This window comes from Qipengyuania proteolytica, from assembly GCF_019711565.1.
Taxonomy (GTDB): domain Bacteria; phylum Pseudomonadota; class Alphaproteobacteria; order Sphingomonadales; family Sphingomonadaceae; genus Qipengyuania; species Qipengyuania proteolytica.
The window spans coordinates 1,668,500-1,692,872 of sequence record NZ_JAIGNN010000001.1; the positions used below are offsets into that span (position 1 = coordinate 1,668,500).

Sequence of the window (24,373 nt, forward strand, 5' to 3'; positions counted from 1 at the left end):
TCAGAACCAGCGTTCGAAGACGCGGATCCGATCACCCGGCTGGATCGGGCTGTTCTCGTCGGCCCGGCCGGTCACCTCCCGGCCGTTGATGGTCCGGGTGATTTCGACCTCTCCGGTGGACGCGCGATAGGTGTACCCCCCCGCTGCCGAAACGGCGGCGAGCACGGTCATGCCCTGGCGATAGGCGAATTCGCCCGGCTGGCTGACTTCGCCCAGCACATAGAACGGCCGCAGCGTGGCGGGTTGCACGTTCACGATCGGCGTGTTGAGGATGCCTGCGCTGCGGTACTGCTCCTCGATCCTCGATCCGATCTCGCGGAAGGTCAGGCCCCTGACGGCGATTTCCTTCACCATCGGCAGCGAAATCGCCCCGCTGTCGTCGACCACATATTCGCCGTCGGCGGCGTCGAGATCCTGGATGGCGATCTTCAGCGTGTCGCCGGTGTCGACGCGATACTCTCCGCTGGCAGGTGCCGGAATGGACGCGAGCGAGCCCAGGTTGTTGCCGCAGGCGGTGAGTGAAAGACTGCCACCCAACGACAGGGCCAGCAAAGCGACAAGCCTCAGAAAGCGTGACATCATTATCTCCCCTTATGGCGGGTGTGCGAACTCCCGGTCGGCCCATCCTAACGCAGACCGGCGGCGGGAGGTTGGTCAATTAAGTCGATGACCACAAAGCGGTTCTCCCGCCTAACCCTTTGTAGGTATGACGAGCGCGAGGGCGCTGGTCAGGCAGCAACCGCAGGCCGCGCCGTGCGCCAGTCCGACAGGTCGATGCCGGTCAGCTCTTCGGTCAGCGCGATGTCGTCGCGGTAGAATTCGGCCATGTTCTGCCGGAGCCGCTCGGAAAGCGCGGGATAGCGAACTTCACGCGCCAGTATCGCGCGCGCGCCTTCGAACCATGGTTTTCCACGCAATGGCCGGACCGAGTCCTTCAGTGGGGCGAGGAGGTTGCGAATGGGGAGGGGCAGCAACTCCTCCCGGCTGTTGTTCTCCCGGCGGGTGAGACGATCGCGGTCGATCATCACTGGCGCGCCGATGTGGCGGCTGACGCGCTCGACGACGTCTGCCGGATCGCGGCCGATCGCTTCATAGGGGAAGACCAGGATCTGTTCGCGCGGAAAATGTTCGAACCAGCGCGCGATATGCCTGCCGTAAAGGCCGTCGTGCAGGAAACGCGGTTCGGGATTGTCGAGGCTGGCGAGATATTCCTCGGGCTTCGCACTCACATGGCCACGGCGATAAAGCATCTTGTAATCGGAATAGGCGCGATCGACCGGGTTGCGCAGCTGGATCACCAGTCTCGCCGCAGGGAGCATGGCGGCAAGGCGCGCCGGCACTTCCGGATCGGAGAGGTAATCGGCCGATTTCTCGCCGACGACAGTGGCGCTGGCCGGACAATCGGCGAACCAGCTGCGATAATGCGCCTCGCCCAGCTCGTACTCGCGCGAGAAGAAATGGGGCTCGGGGTCGGGCATCCAGATCGCGGGATTGGCCTGCAACTGGGCCTGAATCCAAGTCGTCGCCGCCTTGGCCGCGCCGATGATGACGAAATCGGGCAAGCGCGCAGTTCGGCTCATCGTGAAACCTCGTCCAGGGCTTCGATCACCAGGCGAGCGATAGCGATCATGTCGCTATCGTCGAGCGTATGATCGACCTGCAGCATGAGCGAGCGCCGGCCGAGATCGGTTGCGACCGGCAAATCGCCGTCCCGGCGGATCGGCATGCCTTCGAAGGCCGCCTCGCGGCTCATATCGGGGCACGAGCCGGTGCCGATGGCTATCCCGCTGCCGACCAGCCTTGCGAGCAGGCGTCCGCGCAGATGCTCGACCGGTTCCAAGCCCGGATCGGCGAGCTGGAAATTGAACTTGTACCAGGCGTGTTCGATGCCGGGGCCGGGCGAAGGCAGGACGAGGCGCGGGTCTTGGCCGAGAATGGAAGCGAGAAGCGCCGCATTGTGGCGCCGCCTTGCGACCCAGCGCGGCAGCTTTTCCAACTGGCAGCGCCCGATGGCCGCCTGCATTTCGGTGAGGCGGAAATTGGTGCCGGGACTGTCGCAGATATAGCGGAACTGGCCGGGCGCGCCCTTGCCGTCGCGCATCTTTGCCGGGTTCTTGCCGTGGTCCTTGTAGGACCAGGCGAGATCGTGGTGACGCTCGGCGCGGAACAGGCAGAGTCCCCCTTCGCCGCCAGTCGACATGATCTTGTCCGTGCAGAAGCTGAAGGCGGCGGCATCGCCCCACGAACCGGCCCGTCGCCCGTCGATGGCGGCACCATGCGACTGGGCGCAATCCTCGATCACCAGCAAGCCGTGCTGCGCTGCCAGGCGCACGATGTCGGGCATGTGGGCCGGGAGGCCCCCGAGATGCACGGCGATGATGGCCCTGGTGTCGGGTCCGATGAGGCGCTCGATCGAGCCGGGATCGATGTTCTGCGTTTCCGGAACGACATCGGCGAAGGCGGGGATCGCTCCCACCGCCAGCACTGCGCTCGCGGTCGCGAAGAAACTGCGGGCCGGCACGATCACCTCGTCGCCCTGACCGATGCCCAGCGCACGCAGCGCGAGTTCCAGCGCGAGGGTGCCGTTGGCCACGCAGAAACCGTGCGGCATGCCGATGTACTCGGCGAATTCGGCAGCCAGGGCGTTGGTCTGTGTCCCGTGGACCAGCCCGTTTACGCGTCCGGCCGAGAGCACCGCGGTGACGGCGTCGATCTCGTCCTGCTCGTGCCGGGGCCAGCGGCTCGGCTGCGGGCGCAGTCGGGTGGCGAAGGGTTCCTGTGGTGCGATCTGGTTCATGGTGTAAGCGGGATCGCCGGTGTGGCCACGTCATTCATCGGTCGAGGCAGGATCAGGTCGAAGCGCGCACCGCTGCTGGGAATCTTGACCAGGTGGTGCGCGATCCGTTCGGCCTCGGCCGGGTCGTTTCGCTGGATCGCGTCGCGGAGCCTGTCGATGCTCTTGTTGATGAAGGGCAGCGGTATCGGGTGCGATCGAGCCTCGAAGATGCCCTTGATCTGCGAGGGAATCTCTTCCTCGCAATCGTCGAACAGCTCCTCGTACAGCTTTTCGCCCGGGCGCAGGCCGATGAACTTGACCGGTACGTCCACTCCCGGCTCCAGCCCGTATTGTGCGATCAGCCGGTAGGCGAGGTCGACGATGCGCACCGGCTTGCCCATGTCGAGCACGAAGATCGTGCCGCGTTCGAGGTCTTTTGCCAGCGCGGACGAACTGCTCTGCAGGATCAGCTGCACCGCCTCTCGCACGGTCATGAAGAACCGCTCGATATCGGGATGGGTCACCGTCAGGGGCTTACCTTCCTCGAGCTGGCGGCGGAACAGCGGCAGGATCGACCCGCTCGAGCCGAGCACATTGCCGAACCGCACGGTCATGAAGCGCGGAGCGTCGGGATCGTCCACCCCGCACATGTCGAGCGCCTGGCTGTAGAGTTCGCCGATGCGCTTGGTCGCGCCCATCATGCCGACAGGGTTGACGGCTTTGTCGGTCGAGATCTGCACCATCGCGCGGGCGCCGAATTCGGTCACCGCATCGGCAATGTGCTTCGTCCCGATGATATTGGTATGCACGCCGGCGCACGGATTGAGTTCGACGATGGGCACATGCTTCAGTGCAGCTGCGTGATAGACGACCGACGGTTCGTGCTTCTCGAACACGCGTTCCACCTCTTCCTTCGAGCGGATGTCGCACAGTTCCGGGCAAATCTCGAGGTCCGGGTATTTTTCCCTGAGCCGCATCTCGATCGAGTAGAGGTTGAATTCGCACAGCTCGAGCAGGACGAGGCGCGAGGGACGGAAACTGGCGAGCTGCCAGCTGAGCTCGCCGCCGATGGTGCCCCCGGCGCCGGTGACGAGAACGCATTGCCCTTCGATCTGGCGGGTAATGACGTCGCCCTCGAGCTCGAACTCGTTGCGGCCCAGCAGGTCGCGGACCGACAGTTCCTTGGTGTCGCTGCCACCCGGACGCTGGAGAATCTCGCTCCAGTGGTTCTTGATGCGCGACAGCTCCAGGCCGAGCTCGCGCGCGCGGTGGGTCAGCCGTGTCATCTCGCGTTGGCCGAGATACATGCCGTCATCGAGCGTGATGGCGAGCGAGAAGGGTCGACCCTGCAGTTCGGCTGCCTTGGCGACCTCCACCAGCTTGTCGTGGTTGCCGAGCACCCGCACGCCCCCAATGCGCTCGATCACATCGCTGTCCGACGGCAGGAGGATGCCGCCGATGGTGAATTGCGGGGAGTCTTCGGCGCGCATCAGTTCGATAACCGACATGGCCCACGGCGCCGGCCCGATCAGAAGAGCTTGCGGCAGGTCGGAGCGCGATGTCATAGTGAGGCGCACGCGCGAGGCCGACAAGCGTTCGCGGGCGATCCGCCGCATGGACCGCAGGCCGAGCAACAGTCCCGTCGCCAGCATCCATTGAGTCAGGGCGGCAGCCAGGATGGGAAACTCGAGCTGCGCCTGGTTCAGTACGAGAAGTGCCCACCACCCGCCAGCCGACCCGAGCAGGCTCAGCGTCACGACGGCAGCCGCATGGCGGAACCCGAAGAAGCGCCAGCTATGACGGTAGACCCGCAGGAGGAAGAGCGTGGCCGTCGCGGTCGCGGCGAAGGCGAGAATGCCGGTAACATGGGCCGTATCGACGCCGAAATTGTGCAGCGGGACGAGCAGGCCGATGACGATCAGGCTCGTCGCAAAGGCGGCGAAATCGAGTGAGGCAAGGACGGCCGTTCGCACGATCCATCGCACCGATGGCCTGCGGCGCAGGCGCACCGATTGGGGTGCCCGCCCAAGGCCCACGATCCGGCGGATGGCCGGGGGCCTGGATGGGGGCGTATCCCAGTCGTCGTTGATGGGCCGGGCTGTCTCGGTCATGTCCGCGATCGGGGTCCCTCTGTCGTATCACCGGCGGTGTCGCGCGTTTTCGGACTGCATGGATAGGCGATCCCGCGCGCTGCGGTACCGGCGCAATGAGACATCAGCCGGAATGGTCGCCGGCTGACCCAAGGTGGTGAAGGGCACTACCCCCAGACGGGATGCGATATGACCGTATGGCCCGTTCGGGTGGAAGGGGGCGGGCTGATCTCAAAGGAGTATCCCTCCTATTGCCGATTGCTCAGCAAGGGCTTTCCGGCCGAGTATTGCAGGCAGAAGAAGGACCTGCGCCCTTGAAGATCGTCGTGCTTTCGAGCCTCGCCTATTCGCTGACCAATTTTCGCGGCGACCTGTTGCGGGCCATGCGTGCCAATGGCCACGAGGTCGTCGCGGTCGCGCCCGACCACGACGCGAAGGTCGAGGCTGAGCTGGCGGAGAGCGGCATTTCATTTCGCGTCGTTCCGATGCAGCGCGCCGGTATGAACCCGCTCGCGGACCTGCGGCTGATGGCCGGCTATGCTCGCCTCCTGTTGCAGGAGAAACCCGAACTGGTGCTCGCCTATACACAGAAGCCCATTGTCTATGGGGGGCTCGTGGCGCGCCTGCTGGCTATCCCGCGCTATTATCCGTTGATGTCCGGCCTCGGCCATGTGTTCAGCCCGGACAGCAACGTGAGCGGCTTGGTGCGCAAGATGGTCGCCCGGCTCTATCGCTCGGCAGTCTACCGGGCACAGACGATCTTCGTTTTCAACTCGGACGACCGGCAGGACATGATCGATATCGGGATCGTGAGGCCCGACCAGCCGGTGATGCAGGTCCCCGGTTCGGGTGTGGATCTCACGCGATTCCCGCATGTCGAGCCTTCGCGCAGTCCGCTGCGTTTCCTGCTCATCGCGCGGCTGCTGCGCAATAAGGGCATTCTCGAGTTTCTCGAAGCGGCGCGGCAGATCAAGAGCGTGGACCCTAGCTGCGAATTCGTGGTCCTGGGGCATCCGGACCAGGAAAACCCCGCCGGGTTCAGCCAACAGGAACTCGGTGCCCTAGCGCGCAGCTACCCGGTCGAATTCGTGCCCGGGACGGACGACGTCCGGCCCTATCTGGCCGACAGCTCGGTGTTCGTCCTGCCCTCGACCTATCGCGAAGGGCTTCCGCGCACGATCCTCGAAGCCATGGCGACCGGGCGGGCGATCGTCACCACCGACATGCCGGGCTGCCGCGATGCAATCGAGGATGGCCGGAACGGTCTGCTCGTCCGGCCTGGCGATGCCACGGATCTCGCCCGGGCGATGCTGCGCTTCGTGGCCGAGCCCGAGCTGGCCGCGACGATGGGCGAGCGGTCGCGCAGGCGGGCCGAGCAGCATTACGATGTGGACATCGTCAACCGCATGCTGCTGCACGAGATGGATCTGTTGGGGGCCGCGAGCAGGTACGAAAGCCGGATCGCTCCCGACGTCGCGTGCGACGCAATGCAGGTCGCGCCAGCCTATAGCCGCACCGGCGGCGACCGCAGGGCTGCTCGCTGAATGCTGCGCAGCACTGGTTCGATCGCGCACCGAGAGGCAGGGACTTGAAGCGAGCCGTCGTCATCGGAGCGGTCGGAAGCACCGAAGTGGTGCTCGACGCCTTTGCCGTTGCCGACGGTTGGGAAGTGCCGCTCGTCGTTACCCTCCCTCTCGATCTGTCGGCTCGCCATTCGGATTTCGTCGACCTCGATCGCCAAGCCGGGCTCCTCGGAGCGTCGCTCTACCGCACGGCGAAGACCAACGATCACGAGACCCTGAATCGGATCGCGCGGGCGGAGCCGGATTACATCTTCGTGGTAGGCTGGTCGCAACTGTGCGGGCCCGACTTTCTTGCTCTGCGGCCGGGCAAGGTCATCGGCTATCACCCCGCCGCGCTCCCGCGATTACGGGGCAGGGCGGCACTGCCTTGGACGATCCTCCTGGACGAGAAGATTACCGCCGGCAGCCTGTTCTGGATGGAGGAAGGCACCGACGACGGGGACCTGCTCGCCCAATCCTATTTCCATGTCGCGCCCGACGAAACCGCGCAGGAGCTTTACGACAAACACATGATCGCCCTGCGCGACCTGATCGATCAAAGCCTCCCGAAGCTGGCTCGGGACGAAGAGCCGCGCCGGGCGCAGGACGAACGCTATGCGACTTGGGCCGCAAAGCGGACGGCGGCGGACGGGCTGATCGACTGGCGAGAGGATGCCCGCAGCATCGACCGGCTGGTGCGCGCCGTCGGGCATCCCTACCCCGGCGCCTTCACCCATATGGGCGAGGAAAAGCTGGTCGTGTGGCGAAGCGAGATTGTCGCGGACGCAGGGATGCATCATGCCGCGCCGGGGCAGATCGTCGATCGCACCAATGGGGCGCTGCTGGTGATGACGGGTGACGGGCTGCTCAGGCTGACGGAATGGGAATGGGGCAAGGATGCGCTACCGCGCCAGCACGCGATCATGGGGGGACAGGCATGAGTGGTCTCGCTGAACTCGGCCGGGTGCTCGTCGTCGCGCCGCATCCCGACGACGAGATCCTCGGTTGCGGCGGCACCATGGCGCGGCTTGTCAAAGAGGGACACGAGGTTGATGTCCTGGTCGCCACGCGAGGGAAGCCACCGGCTTTCTCTGCGGACAGCGTGGCGCAGGTGCGCGGCGAAATGGCGAAGGCGCATGCTCTGCTCGGCATCACCCGCAGGCACGAACTCGATCTGCCCGCCGCGGCGCTCGACACCGTCCCGGCAGCCGAGGTCAACGCTGCGATCGGATCGGTGATCGATGCGGTTGCGCCCGATACGCTGTTGCTGCCGTTCCTCGGCGACATCCACGGCGATCATGCCATCGTCTTCCAGGCTGCCATGGTGGCCGCCCGACCGCGGCACGACGCCGCGCCGTCGCGGGTGCTGTGCTACGAGACCCTGTCCGAGACCAACTGGTATGCCCCGCCGGTCACACCCGGTTTCCAGCCGAACGTCTTCGTCGACGTTTCGACAACACTCGATCGCAAGCTGGATGCCTTTCGCTGCTTCGCGAGTCAGATTCGCGCGTTTCCCGAAGAGCGTTCGATCGAGGCGCTCGAGGCACTGGCACGAATGCGGGGCGCGACGGTCCATCTTCGCGCTGCCGAAGCCTTTGTGAACATTCGACAAATAATCCGGTAACGCAGGCAAAAGCCGCGAGCACCCCGAAAATGCGAATTTCCGAAAGGCGTAGAAAATCAGAAATATAGCCTGAAAACGGCGGATTGCCCACGTTTCGTCACGATTGTCAGGCTGCTATTTCGGAACCTTGATATCTTCACCGCTCGCCGAATTCCTCGCACCGTTCGACGCTCCACCGTCCCTTGATAATTGGATGGTAACCATGGTTGCCCTAACGCAGCACTGGGCGGGCGGAAGAAAGTTCCGAAGCAACTCATCGTCCCGATACCGACGGCCAGTCCTGGCCCAACGACGATAAACATCCCTCATATTTTTCAGTTTGCGCATTTTGCGCCTTGGCAAGGTAGTGCCCGTGTCCCTTCGTTCGCTTATCAGAAATTCCGCCCTGGCCACTTCGACCCTCGCGCTTGTCGCGTGCGGGGGTGGCGACAGTTCCGGTCAGTCGCCCGGGCCGGTCGCCACGGTCGTCCCGTCGCCAACTCCGACGCCAACTCCGACCCCCACGCCCACGGCAACGCCGACGCCGACCCCTACGCCGACCCCTACTCCAACTCCTACGCCCACGCCGACACCGACGCCGACCCCTACTCCAACTCCTACCCCCACGCCGACCCCGACCCCGACCCCGACGCCTACTCCTACTCCTACTCCGCCTCCCACTGGCGGCAGCGCATCCGCCTTTGCCAACCCTGACAACGGCGACATTCTCGACCGCGCCAAGCATCCAATCGCCTTTCCCACGGCGATCGGTTTCGGCCGCGTCGCGTCTGTCCGCGCCAGCAATGCGGTGGTCTACAAGATCAACTCGCTTGAGGATTCCGCCAATCCGGGCGACGGCAAGATCACCTATCGTGAGTGCGCGCTCGCGCTACCGGTGACCTCGCCCTACAATATCCCTTCGGGCCGCCCGCGTTACTGTGTGTTCGATGTGGCCGGTGCCATCCAATTGCAGTCACCGGCGATCGTGACGACCGACAAGCTCTACATCGCCGGCCAGACCTCTCCCGGCGGTATCGAGTTCAGGCTTGGCAGCGGATATTCACCGGTCGGCCCGCTCATCACGAACAATCGCCAGTCCGACATGATCTTGCGACATGTCAGGGTGCGGCTCGGCGAACATCCCGACAGGCCCTCCGATAATGGCGATCCCATCCGCCTGAGCGACAGCCGCCGCCAGATCATCGACCATGTCTCCTCGATGTTCGGGACTGATGAGAGCCTCGACGCGCATTGTACGGATTGTACTGTGCAATGGACAATCATCGGACCCAACATGTGCCGCAATGCCGGCCACGGGACGACAACGTTGCACTGCAAGACCTTCTTCCTCAAGCCTGCTGCAAAGGTGACCCTGGCCTACAATCTCAGCCAGCATGGCGAGCAGCGCGGAATGAACGTCGCGGTCGGGAGCCATCCGGCCGACGCGAGCTCGTTTTCGCAAGGCGATTTCATTCACAACGTCCTGTACAATTTCGGCGAAGAGGGTGGGCTCCTGTCAAGCCAGTTCGGCAGCCCCTATGCGAATTACATCGGCAACGTTTATTTCGCCGGGCCCAGGTCCGTTCGCTTCGTGCACAACGCGCTGATCGCGCTCTATAACGCCGCATCGAACTTTCCCTACGGCTTTAAAATCTACGTCAATGGCAATGTGACGCCGCGCAATCGCATCGCCGGGCAGTTCGGTTCATCGGTGACCGATCCAGCCCGCTCGGCAGCCATGCTCTACGGGAATACCGCTGCGAACAGCTATTGCGGCCTCAACTCCGCCGGCGCGCAGGACTGCTCGGTCGGCGGCCTGAACGTTGTCCAGACCAAGAGCCTCGCGACTGCGCCGGGCGTCAACGGCCAGCAGTTCGAAAGCTGGATGCTCGGTTCGCCTATGCAGGCGATGCGCGACGTGCTGGCGTTCGCCGGTGCCGATCGCTGCCGTGACGGCTCGTGTCGCGACAATGTCGATCGCTATTACATCGACGATGTGCGCACCTGCGATAGCGCGCCGTATCTGTTTGCAACCGAATGGCCGTCCAGAGTGGCCGATTCCGGCGGCTTCGCGCGGATCAGTTCGACCGGCGGGGCCCGCACCGACAGCGACAATGACGGGATGCCCGACGAATGGGAAAACCGGTTCGCCGGTACCGATGCAAACCGTTGGGATGCCAACAACGACCCCGATGGTGACGGATATCCCAACATCGAGGAATATCTGAACTGGCTCGCCGCTGACGATGCCCGCTATCGCGGCATCTACGGCTCGGGCACCGGCCGCCTGCCTGCTTACAACTGCGGGCGCTCGCAATTCTCGTAATCGGCCGACGAGGACCGACCTGAGAGACCGGATAAGGGAGGGGCAGCCCAAAGGGTATGCCCCTCTTTCCGTGCGCCACTATACCAATGATAGCTTGAGCTTTCGTCCTTCGGGGCCGACTGTTCCGACTGGCTTTCTGGCCTGGTCGCGGCTGCCTGCAGTTGCGTCGCCGGGCGCGGCATCGGAGCAAGGGTCGACCTCATGACGACCGAAGACAGGACCACGATCTGCGTCGCCTTTGCGGGCGATCGCCTGGGCGGGAGTCACATCTCGCTGAAAGGTTTGCTCGATCGGTTGCCGCAAAGCCAGTATCGCGTGATTGTCATCCTGGAGGTACCAGGTGGACGCACCGCAGAATTCTTCGGCGGCTACGAACAGTTTGTCGACCCGGGCGCGCTGGAAAAACCTTTCGCGGTCGGACGGAGCTTCGGAGTGGCCAGTCTGCTGAGGACGCTGCCGAGCGTGGCGAGCAGAACCCGGCTGTTGAAGGAACTCGGAGCCGATATAGTCCACACCAACGACGGGCGTAGCCACGCCAGCTGGGCGCTTGCCGCGAAACTGGCCGGGGCCAAGATGGTCTGGCACCATCGCGGCGATCCGGATGCCAAGGGAACCAGTTACGTCGCACCCCTGCTGGCGGACCAGATCGTCAGCGTTTCGCAATATTCGCTTCCGACGCGCCGCTGGGGCAAGCTCAACGAAGCGCGCGTGATCCACAGCCCCTTCGATGTCGAGATCGACGTGGACAGGGCCGCCATGCGGCAGACCCTGATCCAAGAACTGCAGTGCCCCGCCGACACCGTGCTCTGCGCCTATGTCGGCCAGTTCATCGAGCGCAAGCGACCGGACCGGTTCATCGATGCCGTCATCGAGATGGAGAGGCAGTCGCCGCGACCGGTCTTGGGCCTCTTGTTCGGCGAAGCCAAGGACGAGGCTGTTTCGGCGCGGATGCAACAGCGTCTCGATGCCTATCCGGGAGACGCACCGGTCAGGCTGATGGGATATCGCGAACCGGGCCATTCGTGGATTGCCGGCTGCGATGTCCTGCTCGTACCCGCACTCAACGAACCCCTCGGTCGCACATTGGTCGAGGCGATGCTGGTAGGCACCCCGGTCGTAGCGGTGCGATCGGGTGGCAATGCGGAAGCGCTGACCCCCGATTGCGGCATCCTGGTGCCGCCGGACGATCCGTATTCGATGGCTGCGGCCGCGTTGTCCTTGCTGTCGTCCCAGACAGAGTGCGCATCTCTCACGCAGCGCGCTCGGGTCATGGCCCGCCGCCGTTACACGAGCGAACGCCACGTGGAGCAGATGCGCGAGGTATACACTCGGCTGGCCGGGGGACCGCGAGCATCTTCGCCCTTGAAAAGTACCGCGTGATGGAGCGCACCGGGTCGCTATCTGCAGAATGCTCGGGGTGGCACGACGACGCTCCGGTCTCTGCGGCGGACATCGATGACCTGCGCGAAGCGCTGCAATGCCCCGTCACGAAACAGCCACTGAAGTTCGACGGGGTATCGATAGTCGCCGCCGGTTTAGGCGATGCCGCGACCGAACATCCCGTTGCGAATGGGAAGCCGGTCCTTATCGATTTCGAGAACTCGGTGATTTCCCGCGAGAGAGTGGTCGATACCGCTGCGGCCAGCGTCATCGAACGGCCCCGCTATTCCGTCGCCCAGCGTGCACTCAAAGCGCTGGTGTCGCCGGAAAAGAAAGCGACGGTCCGGAACATCGAGCATTTTATCCGCCGGCTGAAGCGGGATTGTGACAACCCGAGAGTCCTGGTCATTGGCGGCGGAAGCGTCGGGCAGGGCATGCAATCGCTCTACAACGATGGCGGGATCAGCCTGACGGCCTTCGATATCTATGCTTCGCCGCTGTGCCAGTTTGTCGCCGATGCCCATGATATCCCGATCAAGGAAGACTATTTCGACGGGGTAGTCGTCCAGGCAGTGCTCGAGCATGTGCTCGACCCCCAGCGGGTGGTCGACGAGATCTGGCGTGTGCTCAAGCCCGGCGGACTGGTCTATGCGGAAACACCCTTCATGCAGCAGGTGCACGAAGGCGCTTACGATTTCACCCGCTTTACGGAAAGCGGCCATCGTTACTTGTTTCGTCGTTTCGAGCTGGTCGATTCCGGTGCATCTGCAGGGCCGGGCCGGCAGTTGATGTGGGCGGTGGACTATTTCGTGCGCAGCGTCTTCCGCTCTCGTCTTGCCGGCAAGATGGCGAAGCTCGCGTTTTTCTGGGCGCAGTATCTGGACAGGGTCATTCCGGCCGATCACGCCGTCGACGGGGCGAGCGGGGTCTATTTCCTCGGCACCAAATCCGACCGGACGATGACGCCGGGCGAAATCGTCGCCCATTACAAGGGCGCACAATAGCCCGTGGCCGGAACCGCGCCCGCTGCAAAATCGGTGATGCGGCGACGCATCGAGAGTGTGCTGCACCTGATGACGGGCAATGTCGGCAATGCCTTCGTCATGATCGGCAGCATCGCGCTGGCGACGCGGGCGCTGGGTCCGGAGGCGTTCGGGATCCTCGCGATGGGTCTCGCCGTGGGCCGGGTGTGCGAGCGGATCGTCCGGTTCGAATCCTGGCAGCCGCTGGTCCGCTACGTCGCGAGCGAGGAAGGGGCGTCCGATCCGGAGCGGCTTTCGCGCCTGTACCTGTTCGGCCTGATCCTCGATGTGATCGGCGCGGTCGTGGCGGCGTTGCTGTCGATGGTAGTGGCGCTTGCGCTTGTACCGCTGTTCGATTTCCCGGCCGAACTTGTAACCGTGGTTGCAATCTACGCCTTCGCGATCCTGCTGAACCTGCGCGGCATGGCCTCCGCAGTGTTGCGCATGGCGGGCATGTTCCGCACGATGGCCTATATCGTGTTCGTCGCCGGTTTTCTCCGGCTGCTTCTTGCCTTCATCTTCTTTCTGGCAGGGAGCGGGCTGGAGGTCTTCATGGCGGTCTGGACTGTGAGCCAGATCGTCGACGCTCTGCTGTTCAACTATATCGCCTTCCGGCAGCTGAGGAGGCAGGGCACGCCGTCGCCGCTGCGGGCTAGGGTCGGCAATCTGCGACGGGATTTCCCGGGCTTCCTCGGCTTTGCCTTCACGACCAATGCCTCTAGCGCGCTGCGTACGATCACGCATGAGGCCGACACGCTGATCGTGGGGGCGCTGACCGACAGCAGCTCGGCCGGTTTCTACCACTTGGCGAAACGCATGGCGAAGGTGGCGATGCAATGTGGCGAGATGATCCAGATGGTCATCTACCCCGATCTTGCGCGCATGTGGGCTGACCGGGTCCGGAGCGACTTCCGCAAGACGATCCTGGGGGTGCAGGCGCTGCTCGCCGGGATCATCGGTGCCATCCTGGTGGGGACGATCCTGCTGGGGAAGCCTCTCATCGCGTTCGCCTTCGGAGTCGCTTTCACGCCGGCCTACGCAATCCTCGTGGCGCATCTGGTGGCGGTGTTGCTGATCCTTCATTCGGCGCCGTCGCGCTCTGCCTTACTGGCGATGAACCGACCGACCTACGTGCTGGCTACCGCCGCCGTGTCGACGGTGGTGTTCCTGGCAGTCGCGCTGCACGCGATCCCCATCTACGGTGCGATCGGAGCGAGCTACGCGCACATTGCATTCGGGGCTTTGACGGCGGTGCTGCTGGACCTCGCCCTGTGGCGGCAGCTCCATCTGCGGGACTCTCCCGCCGAGCGGTCAGACCGCCTCGAAGCGGGCTCCTGAGCGCGGTTCGGCAGCTTCGCCCATCCAGCGCCGGTGCCACAGGCCGAAGGCGATGCAGGTCCACAGGTGAAAGCCCCAGTTGCGCTGGCCGGAGAGGTGTTCCGACCACTTCCTGCGCACCGCATCGCAATCGAAGAAGCCGAGTTCGCGCAGGCGTGCGGCGCTCAGCTGCTCTTCTGCCAGCGGGCGCAGCGGGCCGCGCAGCCAATCGTTGAGCGGAATGCCGAAGCCGCGCTTGGGCCGGTCGATCATGCGCTCCGGAACGCGCCGCGCCAGCAGCCGGCGCAGCGCGATCTTGCCCGGTCCGCCATCGGGCCATCGCAGCGAGGCGGGCATGCGCCAAGAAGCTTCCACGATCCTGTAGTCGAGCAGCGGCGAACGCACTTCGAGGCTCGCCGCCATGGATGTCCGGTCGACCTTCACGAGCACGTCGTCGGTAAGGTAGCTGACCGCATCGAGGAACATCATCTGCTGTTGCGGGTCGAGTCCTTCGGGGAGGGGATGGGTAGTATACGGGCTGGCCGGAAGGCGCCGCGGATGGCCGCCGACATCGCTGCCGGACCATTGCGACACGAACCGCTCGTAACGATGCCGGAAATCGGGCTCTGCAAGGATATCGAGAAGCTTTTCGATCCGGTCGCCGCTCGCCTGCCACTCGCCGTTACCCGCAACGAACATCTGCCCGAGCTTCGATGCCGCGCAAAGGACCGGGAAGGGTATGACGCTGGCGCCGCGCCATACGCCCGTCGGGAGCCGCTTCGCCAGCTGTTCCATCGCGGCCATCTGAGGATAGCGCTTATAGCCGGCGAAAAATTCGTCCCCCCCGTCGCCGGAAATGGCCACGGTCACCTGTTCGCGGATCAGGCGCGAAAGCAGCAGCGAGGGGATTTGCGAGGGATCGGCGAAAGGCTCGTCGAAGATGTCGTGCATTCCGCCCGCCGCGTCGAGCGCCGCATCCGGGGCGAGCGCGAGTTCGGTATGTTCGGTTCCCAACTGGGCGGCGAGCTCCGCGGCGTCCTTGCTCTCGTCGAACGCCTGGTCCTCGAACCCGACGGTGAAGGTGCGCGCCTTGCCTGCCAGGCGCTCTTGCATCAGCGCGCACACCAAGCTGGAATCGATACCGCCAGAAAGAAAGGCACCCACCGGAACGTCGGCGATCAGCCGCTGTTCGACCGCCGTCCCCAGCGTCTCCTCGAGCGTATCCAACGCCGCCTCCTCATCGGCGAAGGGCTCCGACAGGCCTGCCTGTGCTGCTGCCATCATGCTCCAGTAGGCTGCCGTCGACGCGCGGATGTCGCCGAGCGAAGGCAGGTCTGCGTCGATCGACAGGGTGACGAAACTCGCCGGGGGGAGTTTTCCGATGTCTTCGAAGATCGACAGCGGAGCAGGCACATACCCCAACCGTGCATAGTGCCGGAAAGCCTCCCCACTGATCCGCGGGGCCGCGAAGGCGGGATGCTGCCGCAGTGCCTTCAGCTCGGATCCGAAGGCCAGTACACCGTCGCCAACGCCGAGGTAGAGCGGTTTCTTGCCGAGCCGGTCCCGCGCGAATGTAACGTGCCGCAGGACGCGATCGTAGAGTGCGAGGGCGAACATGCCGTTGGCCCTCTCGAGCGTTTGCCGGATGCCATGCTTTTCGAAGGAGGCGAGCAGGACCTCGGTGTCGGAATGGCCGCGAAAGCCGACACCGCCGGCTTCCAGTTCCCGGCGCAGCTCGAGGAAATTGTAGATCTCGCCATTGAACACGATGAGGTAGCGGCCGGAAGCGGAGGCCATCGGCTGCGCGCCGCTGGTCGTCAGGTCGATGATCGACAGGCGCCGGTGACCCAATGCAACCTTGCCCCAGGCTTCGATCGCCACCGACCCGGCATCGGGTCCGCGATGGTGCAGGGCATCGCACATTGCGGCGGCGACCTGCGCGGGATCGACAGGTGCCGTGCCCGAAAAATCGATGAAGCCCGCAATGCCGCACATGCGCCGCAGTTTACGAATGCGGCGCGCCGACGCGAGTGTGCAAAGGGATATACCCTATAGTCGCAGGTCAGAAGGCTTTGCGGTCGTCAGGGATGCGAGGAACTGGCCGGGGTGGCAGGGATCGAGCCTGCGCCAACCCGCACACACCGGGTGGGCTCTCCGCCACAATAGTCTGGCTGGGGTGGCAGGGATCGAACCTGCGAATGTCGGTACCAAAAACCGATGCCTTACCACTTGGCTACACCCCAGCAGGCGGGCGCCCGTATAGCGCGCTCCGCCGCTTTGTGAAGGGGGCGAAAGCTAGAACTTCTTGCCTTCGAAGTCGGCGGCGGAGTGGCGTTCGAGCATTTGCTCGTCCTCATCGCCCCAGGCCTTGTTGACGATCCGGCCGCGGCGCACGCCCGGGCGGTCGGCCAGCTGGCGGACCCAGCGGCCCACATGCTCGTATTCGTCGATCGAGAGGAAAGTCTTCGCCTCGTTGTAGATTGTGCCGAAGACGAAGGGCGCAAGCCAGGGGAAGGTCGCGATGTCGGCGATCGTGTAGTCCTTCCCGCCGAGGTATTCGCTCTGCGCGAGGCGCTGGTCCGCCACGTCGAACAGCCGCTTGGTTTCCATCGCGTAGCGGTTGATCGGGTATTCGTATTTTTCGGGCGCATAGGCGTAGAAGTGGCCGAAGCCGCCGCCGATAAAAGGCGCGCTGCCGATCTGCCAGAACAGCCAGCTCAGCACCTCGGCGCGCGTGTGGTCGGTAGGCAGGAAGGCCCCGAATTTTTCGGCCAGGTGCAGCAGGATCGCACCGCTTTCGAAGATGCGCACCGGCTGGTCGCCGCTGCTGTCGAGCAGGGCGGGGATCTTGCTGTTCGGATTGACGTCGACGAAGCCGCTGGTGAACTGGCTGCCGTCCGAGATGTTGACCGTCCAGGCATCGTATTCGGCGTCGGAATGGCCGGCTTCGAGCAGTTCCTCGAACATGATCGTTGCCTTCACCCCGTTCGGCGTCGCCAGCGAATAGAGCTGGAAGTCGTGTTCGCCGACGGGCAGGTCCTTGTCCTCGCGCGCACCCGCCGTGGGCCGGTTGATGGCCGCGAACCGGCCGCCGTTCTCGGCATCGTGGGTCCAGACTGCGGGCGGGGTGTAGGTGGGATCGGCCATGCTGTTCTCCTCTGCGGGCTGGGCTAGTTCAGCCTTCCGTTCGTCGCAAGGTGGGGAACCGCTACAGCGCCGCCACGGTTAAACGCTTCGCCATGACGAAGCTCATCTATGTCGACGACGATCTGCCCGGGATCACTCGCAAGCGCGCAGGCAAGGGCTGGGCTTATTACGATCCCAAGGGCGAGCTCATCACCGATGCGGAGGAAAAGCGCCGGCTCAATGCCATCGCGTTGCCGCCGGCCTATGTCGACGCGTGGTTCTGCCCTGCGCCCAACGGCCACATCCTCGCCACCGGGATCGATGCCAAGGGGCGCAAGCAATATCGCTACCACCCGGATTTTCGCGCCGAGCGCGAGGGCGAGAAGTTCGACCGCTGCATCGCGTTCGGCAATCTCCTGCCGCTGGTGCGCAAGCGGGTCGAAGCCGATCTGCGTGGCCGCAAGCTGACCCGCGAGCGGGCGGTGGCGAGCGTCGTGCGCCTGCTCGATCTGGGTGCGGTGCGCGTCGGGAACGAGGGTTACACCCAGCGCAACAAGAGTTTCGGCGCTACCACCCTGCGGCGCCGCCATGCCGAGCTGACCGGCAAAACGCTGAGGCTGCGCTATCGCGGCAAAGGCGGCAAGGCGCGCGAGGTCGTACTGTCGGATGGCAGCCTGTCGCGCATGGTACGGCGGATGCAGGACCTGCCGGGGCAGAACTTGTTCAAATATGTCGATGCAGAAGGCGAGGTGCAGGCGGTTGGCTCGTCCGACGTCAACGAGTATCTGTCGGAGTGCATGGGCGAGCGGTTCACCGCGAAGAACTTCCGCACCTGGCATGCGAGCGTGATGGCTTACGAGTGCCTTCGCACCGGCGAGGGAAAGATGCCGATGAAGGCGCTGCTCGATTGCGTCGCGACGAAGCTCGGCAATACGCCGGCGGTGACCCGCAAGAGCTATATCCATCCCGCCGTCCTCGACCTGATCGATACGCAGGAGGAATGGCGGGCGGGCGTGAAGCTGCCGCGCGCGACGCAGTGGCTGGGGCGCGACGAGCGCGGGCTGATCGACCTGTTGCAGAACAGCCCGAGCGCCGCCGAAATCGTCGCCGCCGCGTAAAACTTGCCGAAATTATCCTTTTAAGATAATCGAACCTGCATGCACCGTGCGGGACAGAAACTGAAAGCCTGGCGACTGGCCCAGGAACCGCCTCTCTCGGCGGCCGATTTCGCCGCGCGGTACGGCTTCAAAACGCAAACGGTATTCGGCTGGGAAAGCAAAGGCAGGATCGCCCGCGCGGGCGCCCAGCGCACACTCGCCGCGCTCGGCATCTGCCAGCCCGACGACTGGATAGCGCCCGCCGCAGACGATCCGGCGCGCAACAGAAAGACTCCCATGAGCACGAGCGAGACGCATCCCTTCTACGACCTGCACACCCACGGCTTCGTCCGCGTGGCCACGGCGACTCCGCGCACCCGCACGGCGGATGTGGCCTACAATATGCAAGGGATCGTCGAGCAGGCGCAAAAGGCGCATGAGCAGCACGTCGACCTGCTGCTTTATCCCGAGCTCAGCCTGTCTTCCTACGCCATCGACGACCTGCATCTGCAGACCGCGCTGCTCGATGCGGTCGACCGTCACCTCGCCGATTTGTGCGAGGCGACCCGCGAACTGGTGCCGGTGCTGGTCATCGGTGCCCCGCTGCGCCGCAACGGCCGGATCTACAATTGCGCGGTGGTGATCGCGCAAGGGCAGGTGCTCGGCGTCGTCCCCAAGAGCTTCCTGCCGAACTATCGCGAGTATTACGAGAAGCGCTGGTTCTCGCATGGCCGCGACTGCGTGGGGCTGGAGATCGAGGCGGGCGGCTTAACCGTGCCCTTCGGGACCGACCTCGTTTTCGCCGCCGCGAAGCTGCCCGGCTTCACCTTCGGGATCGAGATCTGCGAGGATTTCTGGTCGCCCAATCCGCCCGGTACATTGGCGGCACTGGCCGGGGCGACGATCCTGCTCAACCCCTCGGCCTCCAACATCACGATCGGCAAGTCGGACGAGCGTCACCTGCTCAGCCGTGCCAGTTCCAACCGCGCGATCTGCGCTTACGCCTATTCGGCGAGCGGCCATGGCGAGAGCACGACCGACCTCGCCTGGGATGGGCAGGGCATGATCTACGAACTCGGCGACCTGATGGTCGAGAGCACGCGCTTCGACCTCCAGCCCGAGCTCTGCGTCACCGATATCGACACGAAGCGCATCCTTGCCGAACGCATGCGGATGCAGACCTGGGGCGATGCGACGGATGCCGCGGGACGCCCGGAGGACTGGTACCGCCGGGTCGAGTTCGACCATGCGGCGGTCCCGGACAACAAGGGGCTGGTCCGCGCCATCCGCCGCTTCCCCTTCGTGCCCAACCGCGCGCACAAGCTGGACGAGGACTGTTACGAGGCGTTCAACATCCAGGTCGATGCGCTGATGCGGCGCGTGCAGGCGACGCAGGCCAGGTCGTTGGTGATCGGCATCTCCGGCGGACTCGACAGCACGCACGCCCTCCTGGTCGCCGCCAAGGCGATGGACCGGCTCTACCGCCCGCGCACCGATATCCGCGGCTACACCATGCCCGGATTTGCCACCTCGGAGGGCACGAAGTCGAACGCGTGGAAGCTGATGAAGGCCTTCGGCATCACCGCCGAGGAAATCGACATCAAGCCCGCCGCGCGCCAGATGCTCGAGGACATCGACCACCCCTTCGCCGATGGCGAGCCGCAATACGACACGACCTTCGAGAACGTGCAGGCGGGCCTCAGGACCGATTACCTGTTCCGCCTTGCCGGCCACCATTCGGGCTTCGTCATCGGCACGGGCGATCTCAGTGAACTGGCGCTCGGCTGGTGCACCTATGGCGTCGGCGACCAGATGAGCCACTACGGCGTCAATTCAGGCGTGCCCAAGACGCTGATCCAGTACCTCATCCGCTGGACCATCCGGACGGGCCAGTTCGACGACGGTGTCGACGATGTCCTCGCCTCGATCCTCGACACGGAGATCAGCCCCGAGCTGGTTCCGGCGGACGCGAAGGGCGCGATTCAGAGCACGCAGAGCATCATCGGGCCTTACGAGCTCAACGACTTCTTCCTCCACCACATCATCCGCTGGGGGCAATCGCCGAGCCATGTCGCCTTCCTCGCCTGGCATGCATGGAAGGACGCAAATGCGGGGGTCTGGCCGATCGATTTCCCGCAGGATGCAAAGAACACCTACGACCTGTCGACCATCGCGAAATGGCTCGAGAATTTCCTCAAGCGCTTCTTCGCTTTCAGCCAGTTCAAGCGCAGTGCCATGCCGAATGGGCCGAAGGTTTCCGCGGGCGGCGCGCTCAGCCCGCGAGGCGACTGGCGGGCACCGAGCGATGCGGTGGCCGATCTGTGGCTGGCGGAACTGGCGGCTAGCCTCCCCCCTTCTGCTGACTGACGATGAGCCTACGCAGTCTTGCCATCATGATGTTCTGCAACATCGTGTGGGCCTTGAACGTGGTGGTCAGCAAGGTGGCGGTGGGCGATCTCGGTATGCCGCCGCTCGCCTACGCACTCTTGCGGTCGGTGATCGTGGCGCTCGCCCTGATCCCTCTTCTCCGGCCGATCCCGGCGGAGCTCGGCAAGGTGATGCTGATCGGGCTTGCGATCAGCGGCGGGTCCTTCGCCCTGCTGTTCATGGGGTTGCAGACAGCGAGCCCGAGTGCCGCGGGCGTGGTGAGCCTCAGCGGCGCGCCGATGACGGTGCTATTCGCGATCATCTTTCTCGGCGAGCGGGTGCGCTGGCGCCGCGGTCTGGGCATTGCGCTCGCCTTCGGGGGCGTCCTGTTCGCGATGGTCGGGGAGAGCCAGCTGGAGACGGGGCCGGGCCTGCTCCTTGTGTTCGCCGGCGCGGTGGTCGGCGCGCTCGGTTCGGTGTTCGTCAAGCGGATCGATGTGACTTCGATCCGGCTTCAGGCCTGGGCGGCGGTCGCGTCGGTCCTCGCTCTGCTACCGCTGACCGTGTTGATGGAGCAGGACCAGGGTGCTGCCCTGATTGCCGCACCGCTCGAACTCGCGGCCTGCCTGTTCTTCGCCTCGATCGTCGTGTCGATCGGCGCGCACACTGCCTATTTCCGGCTGTTACAGGATCACGATGCGAACCAGATCGTTCCACTGACCTTGCTGACACCGATCCTGACCATCGCCTTCGGTGCCCTGCTGACCGGCGATGCCATCGGCCCGAGGCTGCTGATCGGCGGAGCAGTTGCACTCGTGGGCGTTGCGATCATCGTGCTGCGGCCAAGCGCCACTTTCACGCGCTGGTTCCTGGTGCGGACGCGATTCTGATCAGCCGATCGTCATCACCCAGCTGTGCGTATCGGCAAGCTCGCCGCGCTGGATGCCGGTCAGGCGCTCGCGAATCTTGCTGGTGAGCTGGCCCGGGCCGCCGCTGCCGATGGTGAATTCGCCATCCTCGCCCGCCACCTTGCCGACCGGGGTCACGACTGCCGCCGTGCCGCAGGCCATCGTCTCGAGCAGGTGGCCGCTTTCCGCGTCGGCGCGCCACTGGTCGATGCTGTAGGGTTCCTCGCGCACGTCGAGGCCTTCTTCGCGCAGCAGCTGGATCAGGCTCGCGCGGGTGATGCCGGGCAGGATCGTGCCGGTCAGCGGCGGGGTGACGACTTTGCCGTCGTCGAACACGAAGAACAGGTTCATGCCGCCCAGTTCCTCGACCCATTTGTGCTCGACCGCATCGAGGAACAGCACCTGGTCGTGTCCGCGCGCGAAAGCCTCGCGCGTCGGGACCAGGCTGGCGGCGTAATTGCCGCCGCATTTCGCCGCGCCGGTGCCGCCGGGTGCAGCGCGCGTGTAGTCCGAAATCCAGATGCTCACCGCAGGCGCCCCGGACTTGAAGTAATTGCCCGCCGGACCCGCGATCAGCATGAACTTGTAACGCTTGGCGGGGCGCACTCCGAGGAAGGCCTCGGTCGCGATCATGAAGGGCCGCAGGTAGAGCGAGGCGCCTTCCGCGGAGGGTACCCAGGCCTTGTCCACCGCGATCAGCTGGCGGATCGCCTCGATGAATAGCCCTTCGGGCAGGTTGGGCATCGCCAGCCGGTCAGCCGACTTGTTCAGCCGCTTCGCATTTTCTTCCGGACGGAACAGCGCGATCGTGCCGTCGGCATGGCGATAGGCTTTGAGGCCTTCGAAGATTTCCTGCGCATAGTGCAGCACCGCCGCTGCCGGATCGAGCTGGATCGGCTGACGCGGGCCGACCTTGGCATCGTGCCAGCCAGCGTTCTCGGTCCACTCGATCGAGACCATGTGATCGGTGAAATGCGTGCCGAAGCCAGGATTGGCGAGGATCGCCTCGCGCTCGGCGTCGGCGATCGGCGAGGGGTGCGTGATGTGCTGGAATTCCATGCCGCGCGGGTAATGTGCGCAGCGCGCTTTCGCAAGACAGGCGTGCTATCTCGCCCAAAATGAGAAGGGCAGCGCCACCCTTGGGTGATGCTGCCCTTCGCATGGTCAGCGGCGGGAAGTGCCGCTCACGAAGTCTCTATCGATAGCTGGTTACCGATAGTACCTCGCGCGGAAACTTGCCGACCTCTCTGCTGAACCATGAGACATCGGATCACCTCCTTTCGCGCTAGTGAGCTAGAAGCCCGTTTCACGGGGCCCCAAGACCGCGTTCGCCGCTGATCTTGATGCTAATTTGTTGCGCGAATCGCTTCATTTCAAGGCTTGAAAAAAAGTTTTCCCACGTCAGAATTGTTAGATGTGGCCCGGCAGATTTGCGCGGGCCTTTTTCATTTCTAACGGCAGTCCTCGATGACCCGAGTGACCTCCGCCCAGTTGGGCAGATAAAGCGATCTTCCGCCCGGCACTTCCACCGCAAAGCGGCCCCGGGTCAGGGCCATTGCGTCGAGCAGGGGATCGCGTGGCTGAAGGTCTGCAAAGGCGAAGACTGGTTGCGCGCCTCCGGGCACCGGCGATAGCGCCAGCGAGCGGGAGGCGGTTTCGGTCCGAATTATCATCGTCCGCGAATCGCTGCGCGGCACTTGCGTCATCAGGCGCACGGCGTTGTTGCGGCATTCCATGATAAAAAGCGGAATGCTTGGCGGGGTGGTGCCACCCTGACTGTCGCGCTCCACGAAGGCCGCCTGGCTTCCGCTTATACGCCACGTGCCGGTGGTTTGCGGCCGGTCGATCCAGTTCGCTTCGGCAGGCGGCGGGGTAGGGGCCGGGGTGGCGCTGGGAGCAGGAGCCGTTGTCGCGACCGGTCCGGGAGCGGGCGTCGAATCGGGCGCCGGTACGCAAGCGGCGATGGCGAAGGTCAGCGCCAAGGCGCCGGCTGCATGGGCGAAGATCGGTTTCATATGCTCTCAATGCCCGCTAGGCGCTTTCTTTCCAATGCCTAAGAAGAAGCGCCTGGATCAGATGCTGGTGGACCGCGGGCTCGTCGAGAGCCGCACGCGGGCGCAGGCGCTGGTGATGGCGGGGCTGGTGTTCTCGGGCGAACAGAAGCTCGCCAAGCCGGGCCAGCAGTTGGCGGATGACGCGCCGCTAGAGGTGCGCGGGCGCGACCATCCTTGGGTTTCGCGAGGGGGAATCAAACTCGCCCATGCGATCGAGCACTTCGGGCTCGACCCGCAAGGCATCATCGCCATGGATATCGGCAGTTCGACCGGAGGTTTCACCGATGTCCTGCTGCAGGGCGGGGCGGAGCATGTCTTCGCGGTCGATTCCGGCACCAACCAGCTCGCCTGGAAGCTGCGGCAGGACCCTCGCGTCACGGTGCTCGAACAGACGAGCGCGCGCATCCTGACGCCCGAAATGATCGACCGCCCGGTCACCTGGGTCGTGTGCGATGCGAGCTTCATCAGCCTCGCAAAGGTGCTCGAAAGGCCTCTACAATTGGCTCAACCGCAATGCCGGCTGGTCGCATTGATCAAACCGCAGTTCGAAGTCGGCCGCGACGAGGTCGGCAAGAAAGGCGTGGTGAGCGATCCGGCGCTCCACCAACGCGTTTGCGACGAGGTGCGCGAATGGGTCGAAGGCCTTGGGTTCGAGGTTCAGGGCATTGCCCGGAGCCCGATCACAGGGCCGGAAGGCAATGTCGAATTCCTGATAAGTGCGCTGCGTCATTGACGCTGCGGTTGC

The 24,373-nt window shown here is 64.5% G+C and carries 20 protein-coding genes and 1 tRNA gene; 12 read left to right on the forward strand and 9 right to left on the reverse strand.

The annotated features are described in order from the left end of the window. The 4 genes from K3172_RS08085 to K3172_RS08100 form a co-directional block, all read right to left on the reverse strand. Positions 1 to 582 (reverse strand): polysaccharide biosynthesis/export family protein, encoded by a 582-nt coding sequence (locus K3172_RS08085; RefSeq protein WP_247717967.1) that lies wholly within the window; start codon positions 580 to 582, stop codon positions 1 to 3. Positions 583 to 728: 146 nt separating this feature from the next. After that, positions 729 to 1,580 (reverse strand): sulfotransferase family protein, encoded by an 852-nt coding sequence (locus tag K3172_RS08090; protein ID WP_221588607.1) that lies wholly within the window; start codon positions 1,578 to 1,580, stop codon positions 729 to 731. Then, a complete protein-coding gene (locus K3172_RS08095) occupies positions 1,577 to 2,797 on the reverse strand; it encodes a DegT/DnrJ/EryC1/StrS family aminotransferase (RefSeq protein WP_221588609.1) in 1,221 nt (406 codons plus the stop codon). Before K3172_RS08095 ends, K3172_RS08090 begins: the two co-directional genes overlap by 4 nt. Continuing rightward, complete coding sequence (locus K3172_RS08100; RefSeq protein WP_247717968.1) at positions 2,794 to 4,887, reverse strand: polysaccharide biosynthesis protein; 2,094 nt, start codon at positions 4,885 to 4,887, stop codon at positions 2,794 to 2,796. Before K3172_RS08100 ends, K3172_RS08095 begins: the two co-directional genes overlap by 4 nt. A gap of 293 nt (positions 4,888 to 5,180) precedes the next feature. On the opposite strand from K3172_RS08100, the gene K3172_RS08105 reads away from it, so the two are divergent. The 8 genes from K3172_RS08105 (at position 5,181) to K3172_RS08140 (ending at position 14,097) form a co-directional block, all read left to right on the forward strand. Beyond that, positions 5,181 to 6,410: a glycosyltransferase family 4 protein gene (locus K3172_RS08105; RefSeq protein WP_221588611.1), complete on the forward strand. Its 1,230-nt coding sequence runs from the start codon at positions 5,181 to 5,183 to the stop codon at positions 6,408 to 6,410. A 44-nt stretch (positions 6,411 to 6,454) separates the two neighbouring features. Next, positions 6,455 to 7,369, forward strand: coding sequence for a methionyl-tRNA formyltransferase (locus K3172_RS08110; RefSeq protein WP_221588613.1), 915 nt, complete (start codon positions 6,455 to 6,457; stop codon positions 7,367 to 7,369). Then, on the forward strand, positions 7,366 to 8,052 hold the full coding sequence (locus K3172_RS08115) for a PIG-L deacetylase family protein (RefSeq protein WP_221588615.1): 687 nt from the start codon (positions 7,366 to 7,368) through the stop codon (positions 8,050 to 8,052). The genes K3172_RS08110 and K3172_RS08115 overlap by 4 nt, the downstream gene beginning before the upstream one ends. 414 nt (positions 8,053 to 8,466) lie before the next feature. Continuing rightward, a complete protein-coding gene (locus K3172_RS08120) occupies positions 8,467 to 8,745 on the forward strand; it encodes a hypothetical protein (RefSeq protein WP_221588617.1) in 279 nt (92 codons plus the stop codon). 94 nt (positions 8,746 to 8,839) lie between these two features. Next, on the forward strand, positions 8,840 to 10,357 hold the full coding sequence (locus tag K3172_RS15745) for a hypothetical protein (protein WP_221588619.1): 1,518 nt from the start codon (positions 8,840 to 8,842) through the stop codon (positions 10,355 to 10,357). 201 nt (positions 10,358 to 10,558) lie between these two features. Beyond that, positions 10,559 to 11,737, forward strand: a complete 1,179-nt coding sequence (locus K3172_RS08130; RefSeq protein WP_221588621.1) for a glycosyltransferase family 4 protein — start codon at positions 10,559 to 10,561, stop codon at positions 11,735 to 11,737. Further along, positions 11,737 to 12,741, forward strand: a complete 1,005-nt coding sequence (locus tag K3172_RS08135; RefSeq protein WP_221588623.1) for a class I SAM-dependent methyltransferase — start codon at positions 11,737 to 11,739, stop codon at positions 12,739 to 12,741. Before K3172_RS08130 ends, K3172_RS08135 begins: the two co-directional genes overlap by 1 nt. A gap of 36 nt (positions 12,742 to 12,777) precedes the next feature. After that, a complete protein-coding gene (locus tag K3172_RS08140) occupies positions 12,778 to 14,097 on the forward strand; it encodes a lipopolysaccharide biosynthesis protein (protein ID WP_247718115.1) in 1,320 nt (439 codons plus the stop codon). On the opposite strand, the gene asnB is transcribed toward K3172_RS08140, so the two are convergent. The 3 genes from asnB to yghU form a co-directional block, all read right to left on the reverse strand. Then, a complete protein-coding gene (asnB, locus tag K3172_RS08145) occupies positions 14,071 to 16,071 on the reverse strand; it encodes an asparagine synthase (glutamine-hydrolyzing) (protein WP_221588627.1) in 2,001 nt (666 codons plus the stop codon). The two genes, K3172_RS08140 and asnB, sit on opposite strands and share 27 nt — an antisense overlap. Positions 16,072 to 16,244: 173 nt before the next feature. Further along, positions 16,245 to 16,319, reverse strand: a tRNA-Gln gene (locus K3172_RS08150). Positions 16,320 to 16,371: 52 nt separating this feature from the next. Further along, positions 16,372 to 17,223 carry a glutathione-dependent disulfide-bond oxidoreductase gene (yghU, locus tag K3172_RS08155; protein ID WP_221588629.1) on the reverse strand — a complete coding sequence of 284 codons (852 nt, stop codon included), beginning with the start codon at positions 17,221 to 17,223 and terminating at the stop codon, positions 16,372 to 16,374. 92 nt (positions 17,224 to 17,315) lie between these two features. Here yghU and K3172_RS08160 point away from each other — a divergent pair, with 92 nt between their 5' ends. The 3 genes from K3172_RS08160 to K3172_RS08170 all read left to right on the forward strand — a co-directional run bounded on the left by K3172_RS08160 (position 17,316) and on the right by K3172_RS08170 (position 21,556). Further along, positions 17,316 to 18,320 (forward strand): DNA topoisomerase IB, encoded by a 1,005-nt coding sequence (locus K3172_RS08160; RefSeq protein WP_221588631.1) that lies wholly within the window; start codon positions 17,316 to 17,318, stop codon positions 18,318 to 18,320. Between the two features lie 276 nt (positions 18,321 to 18,596). After that, a complete protein-coding gene (locus K3172_RS08165) occupies positions 18,597 to 20,666 on the forward strand; it encodes an NAD(+) synthase (protein ID WP_221589150.1) in 2,070 nt (689 codons plus the stop codon). 2 nt (positions 20,667 to 20,668) lie between these two features. Further along, positions 20,669 to 21,556 (forward strand): DMT family transporter, encoded by an 888-nt coding sequence (locus K3172_RS08170; RefSeq protein WP_221588633.1) that lies wholly within the window; start codon positions 20,669 to 20,671, stop codon positions 21,554 to 21,556. Here K3172_RS08170 and K3172_RS08175 read toward each other — a convergent pair whose 3' ends face one another. Together K3172_RS08175 and K3172_RS08180 are read right to left on the reverse strand one after the other, a co-directional pair. Then, positions 21,557 to 22,633, reverse strand: coding sequence for a branched-chain amino acid aminotransferase (locus K3172_RS08175; protein ID WP_221588635.1), 1,077 nt, complete (start codon positions 22,631 to 22,633; stop codon positions 21,557 to 21,559). Positions 22,634 to 23,025: 392 nt separating this feature from the next. Further along, positions 23,026 to 23,589, reverse strand: a complete 564-nt coding sequence (locus tag K3172_RS08180) for a hypothetical protein (protein ID WP_221588636.1) — start codon at positions 23,587 to 23,589, stop codon at positions 23,026 to 23,028. Positions 23,590 to 23,623: 34 nt separating this feature from the next. On the opposite strand from K3172_RS08180, the gene K3172_RS08185 reads away from it, so the two are divergent. After that, positions 23,624 to 24,361: a TlyA family RNA methyltransferase gene (locus K3172_RS08185; protein WP_221588638.1), complete on the forward strand. Its 738-nt coding sequence runs from the start codon at positions 23,624 to 23,626 to the stop codon at positions 24,359 to 24,361. Positions 24,362 to 24,373: the final 12 nt, after the last annotated feature.